The following is a 19,221-nucleotide window of genomic DNA, read 5'->3' as shown; positions in this document are numbered from 1 at the left end:
CATCAACAATCAACATTTGGAATCATGGGAAATCCAAAAGCATTTCTTACAATAGACCGCAAAGAGGCCGGCTACCGGCCCATACACGATAGAATACACGACTATGGCGAGGTGGAGCAAACCCTCAACTCGCACGACCGCCAGTTGCAGGCGAGCCGCTGCATGGACTGCGGCGTGCCCTTCTGCCACAGCGCCTGCCCGTTGGGCAACAAGCCACCCGAGTGGAACGACGCCCTCTACAAAGGCGACTGGCGACTGGCTTACGAGTTGCTCAACGCCACCAACGACTTCCCCGAGTTTACGGGCCGCATCTGCCCGGCCCTCTGCGAGAAGGCGTGTGTGCTCAACCTCATCGAGCACCAGCCCACCACCAACCGCGAGGACGAGGCCGCCATCACCGAGCATGCCTGGGAGGAAGACTACATACGCCCCGTCGTTCCCGAGCGCAACGGCAAGAAAGTGGCGGTCGTAGGCGCTGGTCCCGCTGGTCTGGTGGCCGCTAACCGCCTCAACCGCATGGGCTACAAGGTAACCGTTTACGAAGCTCGCGAGAACGCCGGCGGCCTGCTGCGCTACGGCATCCCCAACTTCAAGCTCAACAAGGAGGTCATAGACCGCCGCCTACGCCTACTGCGCGAGGAGGGCATCGAGTTTGTGTTTGGCGTGCATGTGGTGAGCGACAAGAAGGCTGTGGGCGACATTCAGAACGACCCCACGCTGAGCGCCGACAAAGTGATGACATTCGACGAGCTCTCCACTGCGTTCGACGCCGTTGTGGTGAGCACCGGAACACCGCAGGCACGCGACCTCAAGATCCCAGGACGCGACCTCAAGGGTGTGTATTTCGCCCTCGAGATGCTGGCCCAGCAAAACCGTGTGCTGGCCGGCGAGGAGATCAAGAAAGACCAGCTTGTCAACACTAAGGACAAGGATGTGCTGGTCATCGGCGGTGGCGACACCGGTTCCGACTGCATCGGCACGGCCCACCGACAGGGCGCCCGCAGCGTTACGCAGATCGAGATCATGCCCAAGCCGCCCGTGGGTCCCGACGACCCGAAGAACCCCTGGCCCAACTGGCCACGCACGCTGAAGACCACCTCGTCGCACGAGGAGGGTTGCGTGAGGCGTTGGAACATCAATTCGCTGGAGTTCCTGGGCAAGGATGGCAAGCTCACGGGGGTGCGCGTGCAGCCCATCGACTGGAAGCCCAACCCTGAGGGGGGCCGTCCCATCATGGTGGAGGCTGGCAAGCCCGAGGTCATCAAGGCACAGGTCGTGCTACTGGCCATGGGCTTCCTGCGGCCTGAGCAACCACAATTAGCAAGCAATGTTTTTGTCGCCGGCGACGCGGCCAGTGGCGCAAGCCTCGTGGTGCGCGCCATGGCCAGTGGTCGCGACGCAGCCAAGAAGGTCGATGTTTTCCTAAGCCCAAAAGAATAGTATTCAGGCCATAACAATAGACGGTAACGATTTTCCTATCATTACTTGTTCGGGGCATTCCTCCAAGGTCAGTTGTGACACAGGGGAATGCCCATTTTTTGTCGCCACACCACGCCAGTAAGAAATCAATGGCCACAAAACAATAATTGGCACCACACCGACGTTTAGATAACATGCAGTGGACTGACAGAATACGACAGGTGAAAATCATCCTTGTTGTCGCGGCCATCTTGATCGCCGTAGGCTCACTCGTCGTGTCGAATTTTCTGACACACGACCTCGAACAACAAGAACGCTCGCGCATGGAGGTGTGGGCCGAGGCCATGCGCTCGCTCAACAACGCCGATGAGAACACCGACCTCGGACTGGTGCTCACCGTGCTCAACGAGAACAACACCATTCCCGTTATCGTCATCGACTCGCATGGCAAGGTAACCGACTTCCGCAACGTGGACATACAGACCGACAACTACGCCGACAGTCTCGCACGCGCCACCCAGGAGGGCCACCGCCTACTGGCCGCACACCGCAACATACGCATCACGCTCGACGAGCACACGCACGACTATATCGACGTTTGCTACGACGACTCGCTGGTGCTGAAACGACTGGCCCTCTACCCCTACGCCCAACTGGGTGTGGTGCTGCTCTTCGTGGTGGTGGCCATCTTCGCCCTGCTCACCTCCAAGCGCGCCGAGCAAAACAAGGTGTGGGTGGGCCTATCCAAGGAAACGGCACACCAACTGGGCACACCCATCAGCAGTCTTATGGCTTGGGTGGAGATTCTGAAGGAGCAATATCCCGCCGACGACCTCATACCCGAGCTCGACAAGGACGTGAAGCGCCTGCAACTCATAGCCGACCGCTTCTCGAAGATAGGATCGCTGCCCGAGCCCGTACCCACGAGCCTCAACGAGGTGATGGATCATGTTATCGACTACATGGACCGCCGCACGAGCAAGCGGGTGAAGATGGTGAAGCAGTTTCCCGACCACGACATCACGGTGAACCTCAACGCCTCGCTCTTCGAGTGGGTCATTGAGAACCTCTCGAAAAACGCCGTCGACGCCATGGGAGGCGAGGCGGGCACCATTACGCTCCACGTAGAGGAAACGCCCACCAAAGCCATCATCGAGGTGAGCGACACCGGCAAGGGCATACGAAAGAAAGACTTGAGCAACGTGTTCAAGCCCGGATTTACCACCAAGAAGCGTGGATGGGGACTCGGCCTGAGCCTCGCCAAGCGCATCGTGGAGGAGTACCACAAGGGGCGCATCTGGGTGAAGAGCTCCGAGGTGGGCCACGGCACCACATTCCGCATAGAACTCAAAAAGTAACGTTCCGCCTTGGGACACACGCCACGTGTGGCAGAACGGAAATGAAAAACCCTGTGTAAATTCGCAACAATCTACATATCAATCTACACACTTCTTTTCCACGACGAAAATATTTGGCCGAAATACGCCATTCTCAGCGCATTTACGCAATTGCCTTACATTCAGCGCCTTACATTCAAAAACAAACATTTCACACCCCTCATTCCACCTGACGCCTTGCGAAAGATGGCCTTTCGCACCGCGAAACATGCCCGATCGCACCGCCAAACATGCCCGATCGAGCCAAGGTTAGGCATCTTCCGCAACTCGAAACATGCCCGATGGCAAAACCAACGGGCTGTTTCGACGATGAAATGGGGAAAAAACGGCGGTTTCATACGCTGGTTCATCAAAAATCCCGAACCAACTTTTTTACCAAAATACCCAACAAACCAGGGTTTTCATCCCAATCCAACTTCAATAAGTTACACTCTTTTGACTTGAAAGAAAGAACATACAGAAAAAACAACTACCTTTGCACAAAGACAACCACGCGCTACTTCAAGCAGCACTGTGGCTCCACGCCGAAGCACTATTTGCAACAGGTGCTGCCGGTGCCGACCCCATCATCAAAGAATAAACACACTAACAACCTAAATAGATCATGAACAAGATGATTTGCATGGTGGCGACCCTCGTGTCGCTTACCTGCGCCACCAACGCCACGGCGCAATCGAAGAGATTGCAGGAAAAGGTGAAAGGCTTCTTCCTACAGTCGTTGACCACACAACAGAAAACGCTCGAGAACGACGGCCGAGAGGCTTTCGTGAGAAACCATCCGACCGACACCCAACTGCAAACGCCGATAGAGGGCAACAATGTGGCCAACTACCAAGCGATGGTTTGGACGGCTTGGTGTGAGGCAAACAAGGGGCTACAGGAGGAAAAACTCATAGCGCCCGACGACCTCCAACAGGAGAAGCACAGCGCATGGAACCTGCCCACCTGCCTGGAACCCAACGCCACGATGCCTTATTACTACGGCCGCAAGGGTGCTTCGGCAGAGAACGGGGCAACCACAAAGGCTCCGCTCTTCCTCTATCTGCATGGGTCGGGACCCAAGCAAACGGAATGGGCCAATGGCATCAAACTGGGCCAACGGTTCCAAGACGCACCTTCCATCTATTTCATCCCACAGATTCCCAACGAGGGCGAGTATTATCGCTGGTGGCAACTGGCCAAGCAGTATGCGTGGGAAAAACTGATTCGGCAGGCCTTGGCAAGCGGTGAGGTCGACGCCAACCGGCTCTACGTGTTCGGTATCAGTGAGGGCGGATATGGCAGTCAGCGCCTGGCGTCGTTCTACGCCGACTATTGGGCGGCAGCGGGTCCTATGGCGGGCGGTGAGCCACTGAAGAACGCGCCTGTGGAAAACTGCGCCAACATCGGTTTCTCGTTCCTCACGGGCGCCGACGACAGGGGGTTCTACCGCAACCAACTCACCTGGTACACGCAAGTGGCGTTCGATTCCTTGCAGTTGGCCCGGCCGCTGTCGGCAGACAAGCAGCCGCTCTTCCGGCATCGCATACAGCTCCTTCCTGAAATGCAACATTACGTTCCCTACGGTCTCACCACTCCGTGGCTCAAACAATTTGTGCGCAATCCCTACCCCAAGACGGTGCTATGGGAGGACTATGAGATGGACGGACGCCACCGCTCAGGCTTCTACAACTTGCAGGTTTTGGAGCGCCCGTCGGAGGCAAGAACCTTTTACGAGATGAACATCGACAACAACCGCGTCGACATCAACGTGAGCAACGTGGAATACGTCACCACGCAGAAGGACAAGCAGTGGGGCATCGAGATGAAGTTTAACCGCAACTACACGCCCGCCACAGGCGGCAAACTGAGGGTTTACCTCAACCATGAGCTGGTGAACCTCAATGAGCCCATCACCCTTACCATCAACGGCAAGCAGGTGTTTCAGGGCATGGCCAAGCCCAACCTGCAGGCAATGGTCAACAGTTGCGCCGAATACTTCGATCCCTGCCGCATCTTCCCCGTGGCCATCGACGCCATCTACTAAGCCCAAACAACCACAACAACCAAAAGCGGAGCGTGATTTCACAACCACGCTCCGCATCACTTAAACAACCAATAAAAGAAATAGATTGTCTGTTTCTTTTAGTCTTATATTTAATTATTGCCTTTTGGCTTATCTCACGAACAACAGTTCGCGATACTTAGGCAAGCTCCAAAGCTCATCGGCCACTACCAACTCGAGCTTATCGATCTGGTAACGGATGGGCTGGAAGAACGTCTCCACGGTGTCGTGGTAGGCAATAGCCTTCTCGCGCTCATTCTGAATCTTGTTGGCTACCTTGCGGGCCTCAACCATTGCCTCCACATTCTCCTCAATGACGGCAGTGCGCTCGGAAATCTGCTCGATAATGTTCATGATGCGCTCCGACAGTTTCTTACCCTTCTCGGCTCCGTAGATGACCATAAGGTTCTGCACATCCTTGGCAATCATCGACTGGTAGTGGGTGGCCACAGGGATGATGTGGTTGAGCGAGAGGTCGCCCAGCACACGTGCCTCAATCTGGATCTTCTTGGTGTAGGTCTCCCATTTCACCTCGTTGCGGGCCTCCAGCTCGTTCTTCTTCATCACACCGGTCGACTCAAACATCTTGATGGTCTCGGGGTCGAGATAACGATCGAAGATGACGGGGGCCGACTTCTCGGTGTCGAGACCGCGCTTGGCAGCCTCCTCAACCCACTCGTCGGAATATCCGTTGCCATCGAAGTGGATGGGCGCGCAGGTCTTGATGTCGTCGCGAACCACGCTGAGGATGGCGGCAAACTTATCCTCGCCCTCGGCAATGAGCTTGTCCACACGGGCCTTGAAGTCGTTGAGTGCCTCGGCCACAGCGGTATTGAGCACGATCTGGGCGCTGGCGCAGTTGGCGCTTGAACCCACAGCACGGAACTCAAAGCGGTTGCCGGTGAAGGCGAACGGACTGGTGCGGTTGCGGTCGGTGTTGTCGCGCATGATGTCGGGAATCTCGGGGATGTCGATCTGCACACCTTCCTTACCCGTGATGACAAGCGCATCCTTGTCGGCCTGCATGATATGCTTCAGCACATCGCTCACCGTGCGACCCAGGAATGAGGAGATAATGGCGGGAGGAGCCTCGTTGGCGCCCAGTCGATGGGCATTGCCGGCATCCATGATAGAGGCCTTCAGCAGGCCGTTATGACGATATACGCCCATCAGGGTCTCCACAGTGAACACCACGAAGCGCAGGTTGTCCTCGGGGGTCTTGCCTGTTCCATGGAGCAAGATGCCTGTATCGGTAGAGAGCGACCAGTTGTTGTGCTTTCCCGAACCATTGATGCCATCAAACGGTTTCTCGTGGAGCAGCACCTCAAAGCCGTGCTTGTGGGCCACGCGCTTCATGAGGCTCATGAGCAACATGTTATGGTCGACAGCCAGATTGGTCTCCTCGAAGATCGGGGCACACTCAAACTGGTTGGGGGCCACCTCGTTGTGGCGGGTCTTAACGGGGATGCCCAACTCCAGGGCCTGTATCTCCAGGTCTTTCATGAAAGCCACCACACGCTCAGGGATGGTACCGAAATAGTGGTCGTCCATCTGCTGGTTCTTGGCACTCTCGTGACCCATCAGCGTGCGACCGGTAAGGATGAGGTCGGGACGGGCGGCATACAGATCCTCGTCGACGAGGAAATACTCCTGCTCCCAACCCAGGTTGCAGGTAACCTTCTTCACATCAGGATAGAAGTAATGGCACACATCCGTAGCGGCCACGTTCACAGCGTGGAGGGCACGGAGCAACGGAGCCTTGTAGTCGAGGGCCTCACCCGTGTAGGAAATGAAGATGGTGGGGATACAAAGCGTGTCGTCGATGATAAACACAGGCGACGTAGGGTCCCAAGCCGAGTAGCCGCGAGCCTCAAAAGTGGAGCGGATACCACCTGAGGGGAAGCTCGAAGCGTCGGGCTCCTGCTGCACCAGCAACTTGCCAGAGAATTCCTCGATCATGCCGCCCTTGCCGTCGTGCTCCACAAAGGAGTCGTGTTTCTCGGCCGTTCCCTCGGTCAGCGGCTGGAACCAGTGGGTGTAATGGGTCACGCCATTCTCGTCGGCCCACTGCTTCATGCCCTTCGCCACCTCGTCGGCGATGCTGCGATCGAGCTGTGCGCCATTGTCGATCACGTCGATGAGCTTGCTGTAAACATCGGCGGGAAGATACTTATACATCTTCTGGCGGTTAAACACTTTCTTAGCGAAATACTCCGATGGTCTCTCTACTGGAGTCATCACGGACACAGGCTTCTTCTTGGAAGCGTCGGCTACTGCCTGAAATCTTTGATTTTCCATACTTACTTGATATTTCTTTTGCTTGTTCGTTATTCTCTGTTACTTGTTCATCCACTTACGGATTCGCTCCATGGCCTCTATGCAGTTGGCACGATCGCCAAAGCTGGTGAGTCGCACAAAGCCCTCGCCCGATGGACCGAAGCCCACGCCCGGCGTGCAAACGATCTGCGCTCCGTAGAGCAATTCCTCGAAGAACTGCCAGGAGGGGGTGTTGCCAGGGGTCTTCACCCAGAGGTAAGGAGCGTCGGTTCCACCATAGACCTTGAAGCCCAACTGGCTCAACGCCTCATGCATGATGCGGGCGTTCTCCATGTAATAGTTGATGGTTGCTTGCGTTTGTCGCTTACCCTCGGGTGTGTAGATGGCCTCTGCGGCGCGCTGCGATATGTAGCTGGTGCCGTTGAACTTGGTGGATTGGCGGCGCAACCAGAAGGGATTGAGCGGCAGACGGTTGCCGTCCATGGTGGCTGCGGTGAGCTCCTTGGGCACAACGGTGTAACCGCAACGCACTCCAGTGAAACCGGCTGTTTTCGAATAGCTATGGAATTCGATGGCCACCTTGCGGGCGCCACGGATCTCGTAGATCGAATGGGGTATGTTCTCATCGCGGATGAAAGCCTCGTAGGCTGCATCGTAAAAGATGATGGAATCGTTGTGGATGGCATAATTGACCCACTTGCGCAACTCCTCGCGAGTGATGACCATGCCTGTGGGATTGTTGGGATAGCACAGGTAGATCATGTCGACACGATGGTCGGGAATGACCGGGACGAAGTTGTTGTCCTCGGTGCAGGGCATATACGTGACGTTGCTCCAATGTCCGTTCTCAAAATAGCCCGACCTTCCGTTCATCACATTTGAGTCTACGTAAACTGGATAGATAGGATCGGTTACGGCCATGGAGTTGTCCCACCGCACCAACTCACCGATATTTCCCGTGTCGCTCTTAGCTCCGTCGTTCACAAAGATCTCGTCGGGGTCGAGGTGCACGCCTCGCGGCAAGAAGTCGTTCTTCACAATGGCCTCACGAAGCCAGAGGTAACCCTGCTCGGGACCATAGCCATGAAATGTATCCTTGTGCGCCATGTCGTCGACAGCCTTATGCATCGCCTCAATGACGGCGGGACAAAGCGGCTGCGTAACATCACCAATGCCCAGGCTGATAACATCGGCCTTCGGGTGGGTAGCCTTGAAAGCATTCACCTTCTTGGCTATGTCGGCAAAGAGATAGTTCTTCTGTAGCTTTAAGAAATGCTCGTTGATTAATGCCATATTACCTATTCCTTTTATGTTGTTGTAAGTCTGTGTTGTCGTTGTCCTGATGGTTTGCCACGACGGCGTGAGATTTCTGCCATTGCAACCTGCGACTTCCGCCATTACTTCTTGCTACTTCCGCCATTGCAACCTGCGACTTCCGCCATTGTGGCGAGCAAGCTATTCCTGCGAGGCAAGCGTTCTACCGACCGCGCCTTCTGGCCAATCAGCCCATTGGGATGTCGCCTTCGAAGACAAATGCGGCCGGGCCTGTCATATAGATATGGTCGTCGTTGGCCGACCATCGGATGTCGAGCGTACCACCATCCATGAGGACGGCGGGATGGCGCGAAGCCAAACCGAGGCTTGCCGCGGCGGCTGCCGTGGCGCAAGCGCCCGTGCCACAAGCCTGAGTGATGCCGCTGCCACGCTCCCAAACCCTTGTGCGGATCTGGTCGTTGCCCACAAGCTGCGCAAACTCAATGTTGCAACGCTCGGGGAACGCCTCGTCTCTCTCTAACAATTTGCCGGCTCGGGCAATATCGAGTCCTTCCATTCTGTCCACAAATATCACGTAGTGGGGATTGCCCATCGACACAAACTTGGCCGCGACAACATGTCCGTCGAAGTCGGCCGGCAGTTTGATTTCAGCTCCAGTGTACTGCTCGGACTGCTCGAACCGCGGCTCCAGCATGTCGACTGTAACACTCTCCACCTTGTCGTCAGCCGTGAGGTGCAGTTGCAAGACCTTAACTCCCGAGAGTGTTTGCAGCCTGATGACAGGCTTATGAAACACGCCCTTCTCGTATAAGTACTTGCCTATGCAGCGACTGGCGTTGCCGCACATCATCGCCTCCGAACCGTCGGCGTTGAAGATGCGCATCGAAAAATCTGCTTGTGTGTTGTCGTGAGGTCGGCCGATCAATACCAATCCGTCACTTCCGATGCCCGTATGGGGACGGCTCCAAGCTATGGATTGGGCTGCGGGATTGGGCACATCATATAAAGAGGTGTCAACGTAAATATAGTCGTTACCCGCGCCATGCATCTTTGTGAAGTGAACTAACTGTGTCATTTTGCGTCAAATTATAACGTTTCAATCAACCTTTTGTCTGAAATACGTTGCAAAGGTAAAACAAAAAGTTAGGATATTCGTTACGCAAACACAGTTTTCTACCTTTTATTTTAGTTAAAATACGAATTTGAAAGCATCAGCCGTTGCTTTGCAAGCAATCTGTAAGGCTACAATCTCCAAATGCTTACACTTTGGCGAAAAACACAAAATCAAACTTTCAAATAGTAGCTATTGTTAATATAATATTGACAAAACGTCGTACTTTTGCGCCTACAATATAACAAAAAGAAAGCAATATTGCGTATTAACTCACAACTTTAACAACCATGTGCGGAATAGTAGGAATATTCAATATCCAGGAGCAGACCCCTGGTTTGAGACAGAAAGCATTGCGAATGAGCCAGAAAATCAGGCACCGCGGACCTGACTGGAGCGGCATCTACACGGGCGGATCGGCCATCCTTTGCCACGAACGCCTGAGCATTGTGGACCCCGAGTCGGGACGTCAACCGTTGTTCTCGCCCGACAAAAAGCAGGTATTGGCCGTCAATGGCGAGATTTACAACCACCAAGCGCTGCGCGCTGAGTTTGCCGATTACCAGTTTCAGACCGGTTCCGACTGCGAGGTGATCCTGCCCTTGATGCGTAAGGGCGACATCGTGGATGGCTTAAACCGCCTCTCGGGCATCTTTGCCTTCGCGTTTTACGACCGCAACGACGACTCGTTCCTCATCGCCCGCGACCCGATAGGCGTCATCCCACTTTATATAGGCTACGACAACGACGGCACGGTCTATGTGGCTTCTGAGTTGAAAGCCCTCGAAGGACAGTGCGATCGCTACGAGCCTTTCCTGCCTGGGCATTACTATTGGAGCAAGGACCCTGGCATGAAGCCCTACTACAGCTTCACTGGCGAAGGCGGCGCACAAGGTTTCAAGGATGTGGAATTTGAAGGAAAGCCCGTGTCGGAACTGAGCTACAACGATAGCGTGCGAGCCGTGCGCAAGGGCCTCATGGACGCCGTGAAGCGCCAGTTGATGAGCGATGTGCCCTACGGCGTGCTGCTTTCGGGCGGTCTCGACTCGAGCGTCATCTCAGCCATCGCCGAGAAATACTCGGCCAAACGCATTGAGAACGATGGAGAGACGGCCGCTTACTGGCCACGCCTCCACTCGTTTGCCGTGGGCCTGAAAGGCGCTCCCGACTTGGCCAAGGCCCGTTTGGTAGCCGATCACATTGGAACCGTGCACCACGAGATCAACTATACCATCCAGGAAGGTCTCGACGCCATCCGCGATGTCATCTATTTCATCGAGACCTACGACGTCACCACAGTGCGCGCCTCTACCCCCATGTACCTGCTGGCGCGCGTCATCAAGTCGATGGGCATCAAGATGGTGCTCTCGGGAGAGGGCGCCGACGAGATCTTCGGCGGATACCTTTATTTCCACCGCGCGCCCAACGCCACCGAGTTTCATAAGGAGACGTTGCGCAAGCTCTCCAAGCTCCACCTCTACGACTGCCTTCGCGCCAACAAGAGCTTGTCGGCATGGGGCGTGGAAGGGCGCGTTCCGTTCCTCGACCGCGAGTTTCTCGACGTGGCGATGAGCCTCAACCCCGAGTACAAGTTGTGCCCCGGCCACACCATTGAGAAGAAGATTGTGCGCGACGCGTTTGCCGACCTGTTGCCCGAAGAGGTGGCATGGCGACAAAAAGAGCAATTCTCCGACGGAGTGGGCTACTCGTGGATCGACACGCTGAAGCAGATCGCCGCGAGCAGTGTGAGCGACGAGCAGATGGCGCACGCCGCCGAACGGTTCCCCATCAACCCACCCCGCAACAAGGAGGAATACTGCTATCGCTCCATCTTCGCTGAGCATTTCCCGAGCGACTCAGCCGCCCGTTCAGTGCCAAGCGTGCCAAGCGTAGCGTGCTCCACAGCCGAAGCCTTGGCTTGGGACGCCTCGTTCAAAAACCTGAACGACCCCAGCGGTCGCGCCGTGAAGGGCGTGCACGAGCAAGCTTACTAATCCAACAACAATACAACCAATTGCCTTTTACCCAAAAACCAGACGAGTCGGTCAGTCACCATAGGCTCACTCGTCAAACAACGCAAGGCACCCTTAGCGGCCATTCATGGTAGCAAGGGTGCCTTCGCATGACAGCAGGGACCAACATAGGTGGCAACAAGAGAGCCTTCGCATGACAGCAGGAACCAACATAGGTGGCGCATACATAAATCATTTCCAAAATATTGTAACACGAAAGACGCTTTTGCATTGTAAATTTGCAACCGCAAACACAAATAAGCCATGAGTGGCGTAACGGCCTTTCGCGCCCCACGCCACCCCAAACATCATGACAACATGACACACAACATCCGCAAATTACACACTGCCGCCATCTGCATGCTGGTTCCCGCCTACGCCATGGCGCAAGCGCCCAACACCAACCATGCCACGCCTGCCGACACCCTTGGGCACGCCACACAGCTCCACGAGGTCGTCGTAAGCAAAGGAATGATGACCTCACGCCGCCTGTCGGGAGCAGAAAACTCACTTTACATCGGTCGCGACGAACTGTTCAAGGCAGCTTGCTGTAACCTTGGCGAGAGCTTCGTCACCAATCCCAGCGTCGACGTGAACTACAGCGACGCCACCACAGGCGCCCAACAGATCAAGCTCCTCGGCCTGAGTGGCACCTACGTGCAGCTCCTCACCGAGGCGCAACCCGCCTACCGGGGCGCCGCCCTGCCCTACCAGCTCAGCTACATACCAGGCAATTGGATGAAGAGCATACAGGTGTCGAAAGGCAACTCGTCGGTGAAAAACGGCTATGAGGCCATGACCGGGCAAATCAATGTGGAGTATCTAAAGCCTGAGGAAGACACCGGCGCCGACCTCAGCGTTTACGGCAATACGATGACCCGCCTCGTTACCGACGCCGACGCCAACTTCCACATCCGAGGAAACAAGAACCTCAGCACCGAACTGCTGGGCCATTTCGAGAACAACTGGAGCCACCACGACGGCAATGGCGACGGTTTCCAGGATGAGCCCAACGTGCGACAATACAACCTGCAAAACCGTTGGTACGCCAAGGCGGGCCGCTACCTGTTCCACGGCGGCGTGGAAATGATCCACGAGAAACGGTCGAGCGGTCAGGTGGAAGGCCACGCACAAGCCATGGAGGACATGGGGCTGTACCACATCGGCGTGGAGAACAACCACTATGGCGCCTACATGAAGCACGCCTTCATCACCGACGCGGCCCACGGCGGCAACCTTGCGCTCATGGGGCGCATGTCGATGCACCAGCAAGATGCGGACTACGGTCTACGGACCTACAACGTTAACGAGAAGAACGCCAACGCCCAACTGATGTACGAGACAGGCATCGGATCCGACCATAACCTGTCGGCCGGACTGAGCCTGAACTACGACTATCTTCACCAAGACTACAACCTCGGCGACGCGCCCGCCCGCTTAATCGTGAGCGAGACCACCCCCGGCGGTTACGCCCAGTACACCTTCAACCACCACAACCGCCTCATCGCCATGGCCGGCCTGCGTGTGGACCACAGCAATGTGTACGGCACGTTTCTCACACCGCGTTTCCACCTGAAATGGCAAGTCAACAACGTTCTCACCCTTCGGCTGAGCGCCGGCAAGGGTTACCGCTCGCCCCACCCTCTTGCAGAGAACAACTACCTGTTGGCAAGCGGTCGGCAGATAGTCGTGGACGAGCCTCAGCAGGAAGCCGCATGGAACTATGGCACCACCATTGCGCTCTATGTGCCCGTGGCCGGCAACACCCTGAAGATCAATGCGGAATATTACTACACCCACTTCACCCGCCAACTCGTTATCGACTACGACAGCGATCCCCACACGTTGCACCTCACCAACCTCAATGGGCGCAGCTATTCGCACACCATCCAAGTGGACGCCTCCTACCCCGTGGCCCAAGGGTTGGACGTTACAGCGGCCTACCGCTACAACCTCGTGAAGTCGACGTATGGCGGCCAACGCCTGTGGAAACCGCTGCAGAGCCGCTACAAGGCCCTGGTGAGCGCCTCCTACCACGACCCGTTGGAACTCTGGCAACTGGACGCCACCTTCGCCCTCAACGGCGGCGGCCGCCTGCCCCGCCCCTACACCACCAGCGACGGCACGCCCTCGTGGGGCACCCACTTCAGGGCCTACGAGAACCTGACCGCCCAGGTGACGCGCCACTTCCGCCATTTCTCGCTCTACATAGGCGGCGAGAACCTCACCAACCACAAGCAGAAACAGCCCATCATTGGCGCCGACAACCCCTGGGCCCACACCTTCGAGCCCACACTGGTCTACGCTCCCATCACGGGCATCACTGGATATATAGGCATAAGAATTAACATAGGACACAGATTATGAGAAAAGTTATCATGACGCTGGCCATCACCCTGATGGGTGTGGCAGCACAAGCAAAAGACATCAAGACCGTCATCTTCACCACCCAGCCACAAATGCACTGCGCCAGCTGCGAGAAGAAGATCAAGGGCAACCTCCGCTACGAGAAGGGCGTGAAGCGCATCGACACCAGCGTGGAGCAGCAGAAGGTCACGGTGAAGTATGACGCCGACAAGACCTCAGCCGAGAAGTTGCAGAAAGCATTCAAGAAGTTTGGCTACGAGGCTCGCCAGGTGAAGGCCAACGAGAAGGTGAAGCGCGACAACACCCAGAGTTGCAGCAACATGTAAGTCAAGCACATAAGCACTTCACACACGACAAAAGGGCGGAATATCCTTCAACGGAACATTCCGCCCTTTTGTCGTTGGAAAAAGAAAAATGAAAAAAAAGTGCTTGTTTTCATGTCACAATCCACCTACCTTTGCGTATTATAAGCGAACAAAAGAAAGAAATGACGCCCGAAGAATTCCAAAACGAAGCAGCCCACCTGCGCCAGAGCCTGGTAAGCGAAGCCATGCAATATGTCCGCCGCGCCGACGTGGCCGAGGACATTGTGCAAGACTGCCTGGTGCGCCTGTGGGACATGCACGGCGACCTGCGCTCCCCCATGGCTGCGTTGGCGAGGATTGTAACCCGCAACCTCTGCCTCGACTTCGTTCGCCGCACGCCCCACACCGAGGACGTGGCGCAGCTCCCCCAGGTCGACGAGGCCGACGGAACCGCCGAGCGCCACGAGGCCGTCGACCGCATGATGGACATCGTTACGGAGCTGCCCTTGGTGCAACAAACGGTGCTGCGCATGCGCCACATCGAAGGGCGCGACATGGCCTACATAGCCCACACACTGGGCATGAACGAGGCCACGGCCCGCAAAGCGCTCAGCCGGGCGCGCATGGCCGTAAGAAACGAATATGTGAAACGCTATCAAGAAAAAGCAATATGAATGAGACTAAAGCAACACAGCTGATCGATAAGTTCTTCGAGGGTGCCACCACGCTCAGCGAGGAGCAACAGTTGTACGACTATTTCACGTCGCCCAACGTCGGCCCCGAGCTCATGCCTGTGCGGCAGATGTTTCTCGACATGTGCCAGTTGCAAGGTTGCGAGCCCACGCCCAAGGCCCAGGTGGCCACGCTCAAGCCCCGCCGCCGTTGGCGTCGCATCGCCGCAGCCGCCGCCCTCGTGGCCACGGCGGGCATCATCGCCACGCTATGGTTCAGCCAGCGCAACACCAGCGACTATGAGATTGTGGCCTACGGCGTGCGCCAGACCGACCGCGAGACGGTGATGAACGAGGTGGAACGCACCCTCGGCGACGCCAAAAGCGCCGCACCCAATGTAGGGGCTGAACTGAAAGACGCATTCGGACAATACTAAAAATACCATATATCATGAAACTCAAATTCGTCATATCGCTATTGCTAACCCTGTCGGTGACCCTGGGCCACGCCCAATCGGCCAACCTGAAGGTGAACCAAATATTCGACGGCAGGGTTGTTCCCAAGGAGCGCATGGTGCTTACCAGGGTGAAGGGACGGTCGCTCAGCAAGTATGGCCTCACCTACTATCGCAGCGCGCGCTTCGTGGCCACGCGATGGGAGCGCGACCAGTGTATCGCCATCGTGGAGAACGACATGGCCAACAACAGGCTTGGCTCATCCACGAAACGGTCGGAAAAGCACACGTCGATCACCCTCATGCTCAAGCCCAAAGGCACCACCAACCGCTTCATTAGCTTCGTTTGCTCCAAGGAGAGCAACAACCAGTACAACACCATCGTCATCTACATGGAGGGAACGGTGAAGAACATCGCCGAACTCAAGAAGAGAATAAACAATTAAAACGCAACATAAAAATGAAAACAATGATTCTCATGGCAGCCCTGCTGACCGCCTCGATTGCACAAGCCGCAGAACCCGAAGACACCGTAACGGTATACAACGCCCATAAGGTAACCGTTGTGAGCAACGACTCACTGCTCCAAGTGGAGGTCGACGGCACCGACCGACAGCCCGACTACCACTACCAGACCACACTTCGCAACACCGACGGCAACTACGAGAGCACGTCTGTCACGGGCGACCTCTTCAGTTTCGGGTTTGGCAACAAGTTTAGCAAGAAGCGCGCACGCCGCCCATTGTACGACTCTGAGTTCCACATGTTCCTCGGTTTCAACGGCGCCACAGGCAACAACGATGTGGTGAAGACCAACCTTTGGGGCGGCGCCAACATCGGCATGTACGTAGACTGGGGCATACACCCTTGGCGCGACGGCAACCGTTTCTCCTTCGGCTGTGGTGTGGAATGGAGCAACTGGCGCATGACCAACCGCAACCAGTTTGTGAAGGCCAACGACGGAACGGTATCGGTGGTGCCACTGCCCGAGGGCGCCGACCCCAAATTCTCGCGCGTGAAGACCTTCAGCCTCATCTTCCCCATCATGTACAGCTACTCGAAAAAAGACTGGGGCTTCTCGCTGGGTCCGGTCATCAACTGCACCAGCCACTCGTCTGTCAAGACGCGCTATCGCCTCGACGGTGAGAAACACAAGGACAAGTACAAGGACCTTCACCACAACCCGGTCACCATCGACCTCATGGGAACCATCACCACGCCCGTTGTCAACTTCTACGTGAAGTACAACCCTTGCAACATCCTCGACACCGAGTATGCGCCCAAGTTCCAAAGCGTGTCGTTGGGATTCATGATTTAACCCCAATCGGTCATTAGACCGAAATAGGTAAAATTGTAGGTTGTTATTGATTCTTTCCAACTCTTGTCAGCGTTTCTTTCGGCATCTTGCTTCCATTCGCGTTTCGACATAGCCCGCTATGCCTTCTACGCGACTGTCGCAACCTGCTCGAAACAAACACTAACAAGAATTGAAATCTAATGACCGATTTGGGGTTAACCCACCACAAACACACCATTTCTCCACATTCTCTCTTCCCTGCCACCTCCTCGGCGCCCCCATCGGCGCCAAACCAAGGACTTGGCAGGGATTTTTTTGTGTCGACGAAAGGGTTGGCAAGCACAAACAAGCACTGGAATCTAATGAGCTATTTGGGATAAACGGCAGGTGACAAAAAAAATTAAAGGAGCTAAAGTTTTGAACTTTAACTCCTTTAGATGCGCTCCAGGATGGGCTTGAACCAACGACCCCCTGATTAACAGTCAGGTGCTCTAACCAACTGAGCTACTGAAGCTTGATAAGTAATTCATTTCTGAATTGCGGTTGCAAAGGTAGTGACTTTCTGTGAAACCACCAAATATTTCGAGAGATTTTTTATCAAAAAAGTGGTTTTTTCTTGTTTTTCCCCCCTTAGAGGGCCTTTTAGGGGGTATATATGGATAAAAAGCACTAATTTTGCACCCTTGAAATCGGGCACCGTTACGCCACACATTCATTCCAAACAAGAACATGAAATTTTATCCATACCATTACCGATCGCTTCTCTCCCTGGGTCTGCCCATCATGATTGGGCAGTTGGGAATGATCATCCTGGGCTTTGCCGACACCATGATGGTGGGGCACCACAGCACCACGGAGCTGGGAGCGGCCTCGTTTGTCAACAACATCATGAACCTCGTCATCATCACCGCCACGGGCTTCTCCTACGGCCTCACGCCCATTGTGGGCGGCCTCTTCGGACGAGGCGAACTGCCGCAGGCGGGCAATGCGCTGCGCTGTGCGCTCCTGGCCAACACCCTGGCGGGCCTGCTGATGATGGTTGCGCTGGTGGTGCTCTTCTTCAACCTGGGCAACATAGGCCAGCCCGAGGAGCTGATGCCCTACATGCGCCCCTACTACCTCGTGCTGTTGGCCTCGCTGCCCTTTGTGATGTTGTTCAACGCCTTCAAGCAGTTTACCGACAGCATCACCGAGACGCGCACGTCGATGTGGATCCTGCTCTCGGGCAACCTCATCAACATTGTGGGCAACTACCTCCTTATATATGGTAAGGCCGGGCTGCCCGAGATGGGCGTGCTGGGCGCCGGTGTGGCCACCCTGCTCTCGCGCGTGGTCATGGTGGGCCTGTTTCTCGCCGTGTTCTTCATGCGCAAGAGCATGCGCCCCTACCGCGAGGGTTTCTGGAGCCTTGGCTGGCCACGCCAATTGATACGCCGCATGTTCACGCTCGGCACACCCATCGCCCTTGAGATGGGTATGGAGACGGCTTCGTTCTCGCTGTCGATCATCATGGTGGGATGGCTCGGCACCATCGCCCTGGCCTCCCATCAGGTGATGAGCACCATATCGCAGTTTACCTTCATGGTGTATTACGGACTGGGGACCGCCGTGGCTGTGCGCACGAGCTACTTCAACGGCCAGCGCGACCACAAGAACATGCTCCACACGGTGACGGCGGGCTTGCACGTCATGGTGGCGCTTGAGCTGGTGCTGAGCGGCATCATCTTCTTGCTGCGCAACCATATCGGCGGTTGGTTCACCGACTCGCCCGAGGTGTCGGCCACGGTGCTCACGCTCATGTTGCCGTTCTTCATCTATCAGTTTGGCGACGGCTTGCAGATCAATTACGCCAACGCCCTGCGTGGCATAGCCGACGTGAAACCCCTCATGATCATTGCGTTCATCGCCTTTTTCATCATCTCGCTGCCCGTGGGCTACCTGTGTGGCTTTGTGCTCAAGTTTGGCTTGGTGGGCGTCTGGATGGCGTTCCCCTTCGGCCTTACCTCGGCGGGCATCATGATGTGGTGGCGGTTCAGGCAAATGACCCAGCGCCAACCCACACCACGCGCATAGGCCAACGGCCTTCCATCTTACCCGCACCCGCCCTACGGTACAAACGGCCCGTAAGGCGGGTGCTTCCTTTTTTACCTTATGGCAACGCCACTTGTTGGGTTATTTGGCCAAAAAGTTGTGTCGTGATTTTGCGTGAACCAGAGTGCCGGCCCGCCGTTTTTTCCCCATTTTGTCGCCGAAACCGCCCGGCGCGTTTGCCGTTAGCCATGTATCGAGTTGCCAAACATGCCAAACGGTGACGCGAAAGACCATGTATCGCATTGCGGAAAGCCATCTTTCGCATCACGAAAGGCCATCTTTCGCAAGGCAAAACGCAGAGCACGATGCGTAAAGCGTGGGGTTAAAAACATAAGACGCTGAATATTAAGACATTGCGCAAACTCACCGAGAATGGCGTATTTCGGCCAAACATTTCCGTCGTTGAAAAGAAGTGTGTAGTTTTCACTATAGTTTGTTGCGATATTTACCGCAAGCCACGAATGGCGACAGGGGCTCCCAAAGCGTCAAGCAAGGGGTGG

14 protein-coding genes and 1 tRNA gene are annotated in these 19,221 nt (G+C 55.8%); 11 read left to right on the top strand and 4 right to left on the bottom strand.

Annotated features, from left to right (window positions below; translation table 11 throughout):
* Window positions 1-24: 24 nt before the first annotated feature.
* From KM934_RS04680 to KM934_RS04670, 3 genes are all read left to right on the top strand, one after another.
* Window positions 25-1,440, top strand: a complete 1,416-nt coding sequence (locus tag KM934_RS04680; protein ID WP_215759463.1) for a glutamate synthase subunit beta — start codon at window positions 25-27, stop codon at window positions 1,438-1,440.
* 173 nt (window positions 1,441-1,613) lie between these two features.
* On the top strand, window positions 1,614-2,777 hold the full coding sequence (locus tag KM934_RS04675) for a sensor histidine kinase (protein WP_215759462.1): 1,164 nt from the start codon (window positions 1,614-1,616) through the stop codon (window positions 2,775-2,777).
* A gap of 643 nt (window positions 2,778-3,420) precedes the next feature.
* A complete protein-coding gene (locus tag KM934_RS04670; protein WP_215759461.1) occupies window positions 3,421-4,842 on the top strand; it encodes a carboxylesterase family protein in 1,422 nt (473 codons plus the stop codon).
* A gap of 129 nt (window positions 4,843-4,971) precedes the next feature.
* Here KM934_RS04670 and KM934_RS04665 read toward each other — a convergent pair whose 3' ends face one another.
* The 3 genes from KM934_RS04665 to dapF form a co-directional block, all read right to left on the bottom strand.
* Window positions 4,972-7,158 carry a glutamine synthetase III family protein gene (locus KM934_RS04665; protein ID WP_215759460.1) on the bottom strand — a complete coding sequence of 729 codons (2,187 nt, stop codon included), beginning with the start codon at window positions 7,156-7,158 and terminating at the stop codon, window positions 4,972-4,974.
* Between the two features lie 39 nt (window positions 7,159-7,197).
* Window positions 7,198-8,430 carry an LL-diaminopimelate aminotransferase gene (locus tag KM934_RS04660; protein WP_215759459.1) on the bottom strand — a complete coding sequence of 411 codons (1,233 nt, stop codon included), beginning with the start codon at window positions 8,428-8,430 and terminating at the stop codon, window positions 7,198-7,200.
* Between the two features lie 208 nt (window positions 8,431-8,638).
* On the bottom strand, window positions 8,639-9,487 hold the full coding sequence (dapF, locus tag KM934_RS04655) for a diaminopimelate epimerase (RefSeq protein WP_215759458.1): 849 nt from the start codon (window positions 9,485-9,487) through the stop codon (window positions 8,639-8,641).
* 326 nt (window positions 9,488-9,813) lie between these two features.
* On the opposite strand from dapF, the gene asnB reads away from it, so the two are divergent.
* From asnB to KM934_RS04620, 7 genes are all read left to right on the top strand, one after another.
* Window positions 9,814-11,517 carry an asparagine synthase B gene (asnB, locus tag KM934_RS04650; RefSeq protein ID WP_215759457.1) on the top strand — a complete coding sequence of 568 codons (1,704 nt, stop codon included), beginning with the start codon at window positions 9,814-9,816 and terminating at the stop codon, window positions 11,515-11,517.
* A gap of 336 nt (window positions 11,518-11,853) precedes the next feature.
* The gene (locus KM934_RS04645; protein WP_252344895.1) at window positions 11,854-13,902 is read left to right on the top strand and encodes a TonB-dependent receptor plug domain-containing protein; all 2,049 of its coding nucleotides are present in this window, start codon (window positions 11,854-11,856) and stop codon (window positions 13,900-13,902) included.
* Entirely contained in the window at window positions 13,899-14,228 is a 330-nt protein-coding gene (locus KM934_RS04640; RefSeq protein ID WP_215759456.1) for a heavy-metal-associated domain-containing protein, read from the top strand. Before KM934_RS04645 ends, KM934_RS04640 begins: the two co-directional genes overlap by 4 nt.
* A gap of 161 nt (window positions 14,229-14,389) precedes the next feature.
* On the top strand, window positions 14,390-14,881 hold the full coding sequence (locus tag KM934_RS04635; protein WP_215759455.1) for an RNA polymerase sigma factor: 492 nt from the start codon (window positions 14,390-14,392) through the stop codon (window positions 14,879-14,881).
* Window positions 14,878-15,315, top strand: coding sequence for a hypothetical protein (locus tag KM934_RS04630; RefSeq protein WP_215759454.1), 438 nt, complete (start codon window positions 14,878-14,880; stop codon window positions 15,313-15,315). The genes KM934_RS04635 and KM934_RS04630 overlap by 4 nt, the downstream gene beginning before the upstream one ends.
* 14 nt (window positions 15,316-15,329) lie before the next feature.
* A complete protein-coding gene (locus tag KM934_RS04625; RefSeq protein ID WP_215759453.1) occupies window positions 15,330-15,779 on the top strand; it encodes a DUF6108 family protein in 450 nt (149 codons plus the stop codon).
* 14 nt (window positions 15,780-15,793) lie between these two features.
* Window positions 15,794-16,651 carry a hypothetical protein gene (locus KM934_RS04620; RefSeq protein ID WP_215759452.1) on the top strand — a complete coding sequence of 286 codons (858 nt, stop codon included), beginning with the start codon at window positions 15,794-15,796 and terminating at the stop codon, window positions 16,649-16,651.
* Window positions 16,652-17,070: 419 nt separating this feature from the next.
* Here the strand turns inward: KM934_RS04620 and KM934_RS04615 are convergent.
* A tRNA-Asn gene (locus KM934_RS04615) sits at window positions 17,071-17,144 on the bottom strand.
* Between the two features lie 215 nt (window positions 17,145-17,359).
* Here KM934_RS04615 and KM934_RS04610 point away from each other — a divergent pair.
* Window positions 17,360-18,703: an MATE family efflux transporter gene (locus KM934_RS04610; RefSeq protein WP_215759451.1), complete on the top strand. Its 1,344-nt coding sequence runs from the start codon at window positions 17,360-17,362 to the stop codon at window positions 18,701-18,703.
* Window positions 18,704-19,221 lie beyond the last annotated feature (518 nt).

It is taken from the genome of Hallella faecis (assembly GCF_018789675.1).
GTDB classification, from domain to species: Bacteria; Bacteroidota; Bacteroidia; order Bacteroidales; family Bacteroidaceae; genus Prevotella; species Prevotella faecis.
This window is presented reverse-complemented; position numbering and strand designations above follow the sequence as displayed.